Source organism: Meridianimarinicoccus zhengii (genome assembly GCF_003254465.1).
Classification (GTDB): domain Bacteria; phylum Pseudomonadota; class Alphaproteobacteria; order Rhodobacterales; family Rhodobacteraceae; genus Meridianimarinicoccus; species Meridianimarinicoccus zhengii.
In genome coordinates, this window is the sequence record NZ_QDFI01000136.1 from 1 (window position 1) to 4,843 (window position 4,843).

General features: G+C 66.7%; 5 protein-coding genes and 1 pseudogene. 4 read left to right on the forward strand and 2 right to left on the reverse strand.

Going from position 1 to position 4,843, the window contains the following annotated elements; translation table 11 throughout:
* Positions 1 to 159: 159 nt before the first annotated feature.
* Positions 160 to 783 (reverse strand): TetR/AcrR family transcriptional regulator, encoded by a 624-nt coding sequence (locus DDE13_RS21770; RefSeq protein ID WP_235868810.1) that lies wholly within the window; start codon positions 781 to 783, stop codon positions 160 to 162.
* 132 nt (positions 784 to 915) lie between these two features.
* Between DDE13_RS21770 and fghA the strand changes: the two genes are divergently transcribed.
* From fghA to DDE13_RS21790, 4 genes are all read left to right on the forward strand, one after another.
* A complete protein-coding gene (gene fghA / locus DDE13_RS21775) occupies positions 916 to 1,746 on the forward strand; it encodes an S-formylglutathione hydrolase (RefSeq protein WP_111406304.1) in 831 nt (276 codons plus the stop codon).
* Positions 1,743 to 2,201, forward strand: a complete 459-nt coding sequence (locus DDE13_RS21780; RefSeq protein WP_111406305.1) for a YaiI/YqxD family protein — start codon at positions 1,743 to 1,745, stop codon at positions 2,199 to 2,201. Before fghA ends, DDE13_RS21780 begins: the two co-directional genes overlap by 4 nt.
* Entirely contained in the window at positions 2,198 to 2,839 is a 642-nt protein-coding gene (locus DDE13_RS21785) for an HAD family hydrolase (protein ID WP_111406306.1), read from the forward strand. Before DDE13_RS21780 ends, DDE13_RS21785 begins: the two co-directional genes overlap by 4 nt.
* 91 nt (positions 2,840 to 2,930) lie before the next feature.
* Positions 2,931 to 3,950: a choice-of-anchor A family protein gene (locus DDE13_RS21790; protein WP_111406307.1), complete on the forward strand. Its 1,020-nt coding sequence runs from the start codon at positions 2,931 to 2,933 to the stop codon at positions 3,948 to 3,950.
* Positions 3,951 to 4,030: 80 nt separating this feature from the next.
* Here the strand turns inward: DDE13_RS21790 and DDE13_RS21795 are convergent.
* Positions 4,031 to 4,843: pseudogene (locus DDE13_RS21795) on the reverse strand (VPLPA-CTERM sorting domain-containing protein); the annotation flags it as partial.

A 4,843-nucleotide genomic window follows, 5' to 3' on the forward strand; every position in this document is an offset into this window, starting at 1 on the left:
CAGCGCTCCAGCGTGATCTGCGCTGAGAATCAGTAGGTTAGGAATTGTTCAGGGCGAACTCACGAGTTTCGGGGTCATGTTGGCCTGTCGCGTGTCAAGGGCACGCACGCAAAAGGCGCGCGGCGCACGGCGACTGCAAGGCGTGCCGATGCCGCAGTGTCAGTCGCGCACGCCGTAGCGGGCCATGAACATCTCCACGGCGCCCCGGATGACCCGCTGGCGCTCTGCCTCGGTCACGCTGTCGCGGATGTTGAACACCAGCCGGTGGAACAGGTCGGCCTTGCACAACTCCGCGAACTGGTCGGCCGCAAGCTCCGGGTCGTCGATCACGAGATCGCCCCGCGCCATGGCGCATTCAAGGAACCCGACCAGCCGCCCTCGCGCGAGGTCCGGCCCGGACTGGTAGAACGTGCGCCCCAGTTCCGGAAAGCGTTCGGATTCGGCGACACAGATACGGAACACCTGCTGCCCGAAATCCGACAGGAAGAACTGCGTCATCCGGTCGGCGATGTCCGTAAGCGTCTCGGCGGTACTCGCCCCCGACCGCGCCTGCACCATCGCGGTTTCCGACTGGCGCAGGCATTCCGCCTTGGCCACTTCTAGAAACAGCAGCTTCTTGTCCGGGAAATAGCTGTAGAGCGTCGCCTTGGACACGCCCGCCGCCTTGGCGATGCTGTCCACGCTTGCGCCCTGGTAGCCTTCGCGCATGAACACGTCGCGCGCGCCCGCCACCACCTGGTCGAATTTGCGTCCCTTGCGGATGCGCGGGCTGTGATGGGTCAAGGCCAGTCCTCCTGCCGGGGCAGACTAAACCGAGCGGTTCACCGGGGGCAAGGCCATGCGTGGCAGGCTTGCCCGCGCGGTCGCCACCGGCTAGCCCTTGCGTCGTCACGGACATGATCAGGGGGCGGCATCATGCATATCGTATCGGAAAACCGGAGCTTTGGCGGCGTGCAGGGGGTCTATCGCCATGCCTCGGACATGTGCAACTGCGACATGACCTTCGGGTTCTACCTGCCGCCTGCTGCCGAGGAAGGGCCGGTCCCGGTGCTGTGGTACCTGTCCGGGCTGACCTGCACCCATGAGAACGCCATGACCAAGGCCGCGGCGCAGGGCTGGGCGGCGCGCGCCGGGATGGCGGTCTGCTTTCCCGATACCTCCCCGCGGGGCGACAATGTGGCCGACGACACGGCTTACGATCTCGGGCAGGGCGCCGGGTTCTACGTGGACGCGACCCAGACGCCCTGGTCGTCCCACTACCGCATGTGGAGCTACGTGACTAAGGAGCTGCCCGCGTTGCTCGATGCGTCCTTTCCGATCGATCCCGACCGGCAGGCGATCACCGGCCATTCCATGGGCGGGCATGGCGCGCTGACCGTGGCGATACATCACCCGGATCGTTTTGCCAGCGTGTCGGCCTTTGCGCCGATCGCGCATCCCGTGACCTCGGACTGGGGGCGCCGACAGTTCGGCAACTATCTCGGCGGGGACGAGGGCCGCTGGGCCGCCCATGACGCGACCCTGCTGATGGAGGATCGCGGCTTTCCCGGCCCGGTGCTCGTGGACCAGGGGGCCGCGGACCAGTTCATCGAGTTGCTGCGCCCGGCCGATCTTGCGCGCGCCATGGCCGCCCGGGGGCAGGATTTCACCTTTCGGATGCAGCCGGGATACGATCACAGCTATTTCTTCGTGCAGAGCTTCATGGAAGACCACATCGCGTTTCACGCGTCGGCGCTCGGCCTGTGACACGGGTTTTCGTCGATGCCGATGCCTGCCCCGTGAAGGCCGAGGCGGAGCGGGTCGCCACGCGCCACAAGGTCGACCTGGTCGTCGTGCACAACGGCGGGTTGCGCCCGTCGCCGAACCCGCGGGTGCGGCATGTGATCGTGGACGAAGGCCCGGACATGGCCGACCGCTGGATCGCGGGGGAATGCGGGCCGGGCGACGTGGTGGTGACGGCCGACATCCCGCTGGCCGATGCCTGTCTCAAGGCAGGTGCGGCGGTGATCCAGCACAACGGCGAAGTGCTGACGCTGGCCAATATCGGACCGCGGCTTGCGACCCGCGACCTGATGCAGGACATTCGCGCCGCCGACCCATTCCATCAGGGCCGCGGACGGGGCTTCAGCGCTGCCGACCGCTCCCGGTTCCTGCAGGCGCTCGACCGGGCGTTGGTCGCGGCAGGCAAGGGCGGCGCATGACCGTGAAGGCGGTGGTCTTCGACATCGGCAACGTGCTGATCCACTGGGATCCCGCGATGCATTACGATCGGGTCATCGGCGAAGCCGCGCGGCGCGCCCTGTTCGCCGCGGTCGATCTGGACGGTATGAACCTGTCGGTGGACGCGGGCGCGGATCTGCACGCGGCGGTAGAGGCGCTGGCCGCCCGCCATCCCGAACATGCACAGGACATCCGCCGCTGGCGGGACGACTGGCTGGACTTCGTGCAGGGCCCCATCGACGGGTCGGTGGCGCTTCTGCGCCGGTTGCGGGCGGCGGGCGTGCCGGTGTTCGCGCTGACCAATTTCGGGCACGCGCCGCTGGGGATGGCCGAACGGGCCTATCCGTTCCTGCGCGACTTCGATGCGCGCTTCGTGTCGGCCGAACTGCGGCTGCTGAAACCTGACCCGGCGATCTATGCCGCGGTCGAGGACGGGATCGGCCTGCCACCCACGACGCTTTTCTTCATAGACGACAAGGCCGAGAACGTGGCAGCCGCCGCCGCGCGGGGATGGCAGACTCACCTGTTTCGTGACGCTGACGCGCTTGTGGCCGATCTCGCGGCGCGGGGCGTCCGGGCCGCATCGCCCGACGGGCGTCCATTGCCGAAGATTAGTTAACCATCCATTGACACAGCCCTTGTCCTCCAGGGCGCGCAGCCAATAAGTATGACTAACGGCACAAGCCCGGAACAGAATTGGAGTCTTTAGCATGTCCTTCTTGCGTAAACTTGCGTCGACCGCGGTGATCGTCGCGTTCCCGTCGGTCGCGGCGCAGGCCGCCCCCATGAGCGCGGCCGAAATACTTGGTCTTTTCAACGGGGTCACACAGGGCGACTTCATCTCCAGCCAGGAGGTCGAGGGCCGGCTGTATGTCGGGGGCAATCTGACGGGTGGCACATTGCAGGTCGGTTTCAAGGACGTGCCGGCCAGCCCGCTCGACGAACTGATCGTGGAAGGCAACTCGAACATCGGGACCATCAATGCCCAGAACGGCAGCGACGTGACCATCGGCGGGGCTGCGACCGGCACGATCGAACTGAACGGCGGCACGCAGGGAACGCGGACGGCCCGGATCGGCGGGGCCTTCGGCGGGCTTGCGAACCAGGGCACGGTTCTGTCCAATCAGGCCGTGATGGATCCGAACTTCGCCGACCGCTTCCCGGATATCGACTTTTCGGCCCTGAAGGCCGAGGCCGATTTCTTCGCGACCCTGACGGGCACCGCGTTCGACACGAGTGACTTCAACAACAAGAAGATCATCGGCGCGCCGGACGACTCGGGTCTGTCGGTGCACAGCGCATCGCTGGCCGACCTGTCTGGTGGCAGCTACAGCATCGACCTGAACAGTGCGACCACGGTCCTGATCAACGTGTCGGGCACCACAGGCAGCTTCGGCATGAACCTTCTGGGCGGGACCTTTGCCACGGCGGAGAACGTGATCTGGAACTTCTACGAAGCGACGTCGATCACGGTGGATACTGCCATCGTGGGGAGCATCCTTGCCCCGCTGGCGGACATGTCCGGTTTCGGCGGATCGACGGAGGGCAGCGTTATCGCCCGGTCGATCAATCTCAGCAATGGCGAGTTGCACAGCCGTGCCTTCGAAGGCGAGCTGCCCACCGCGGGCAATCCGACGACGCCGGTTCCCGTGCCCGCGGCGCTGCCGCTTCTGCTGGCCGGACTGGGCGGACTTGCCATCCTGCGTCAGCGCCGCCGGTCGGCGGCCTGATCGGCACGGAAAACCCTGCAAAATGTGAAAAGGGCGGTCCATGGACCGCCCTTTTGCTTGGGATATGACGCTGTGATCCGTCAGCTTTCGGCGCGGCGGCGGCGCACCACGACAAGGCTGCCGAGCCCGGCCAGCATCAGCGCCAGCGGCGCGGGCAGCGGGATCGGCGCCACGAGATAGCCGAAGCTGGTCGCGCCACCAAAGGTGGACGGGAAGATCGAGAGCCCGCTGGCCGACAGGTTCACCCCGTTATTGGCTTCTGGCACCAGCGTCGCCCAGACTGACAGTCCGCCCAGCACCGACAGGATCTCGTCACCGGTGCCGCCATTGGCTGGGTCGCGTTCCCACCCGCCAACCTTCAGCGGCTCGAAGAAGCTGAAATCGGCGATATCGATCCCCAGCTTGGGCGCGGTGAGTGCCTTGTCGGTCAGGTTCACGACAGAGAAGAAATCGAACCCGGTGTAGTCGTCGCTATAGCCCGCCGGGCCGATATCCGACTGCACGAAGGCCCCGATGGCGCGGTCCGGCGCGGAGTCGCGCAGGAAGTCGTAGAAGCTGTCGTTCGCGTCAACACCGGCGAGGATGCCGAACATTTCCGCTCCGTCCACGAGATCTGGGATGAACGGAGTCAGCGTCGTGGCCTTGATGTAGGGGTTCACGTCGCGCGTGCCGTCGAAGGTGGCGGTGGTGCCGCCCGTCACGGTGGGTGCGCCGCTGGCCACGTTGTTGCCGATCACCACACGACCGTCGCCGCCCGGCGCTACCCCGCCGCTGGACCCGCCGCCCGCCGCCGATGCGACCGCGCCCGAGGCTTCGACCACCGATCCGACGATCTTGACGGTGCCGCCAGCGCCGCCGCCCGCGGTGCCGCCGCCGGCACCCTGGCCGCCATC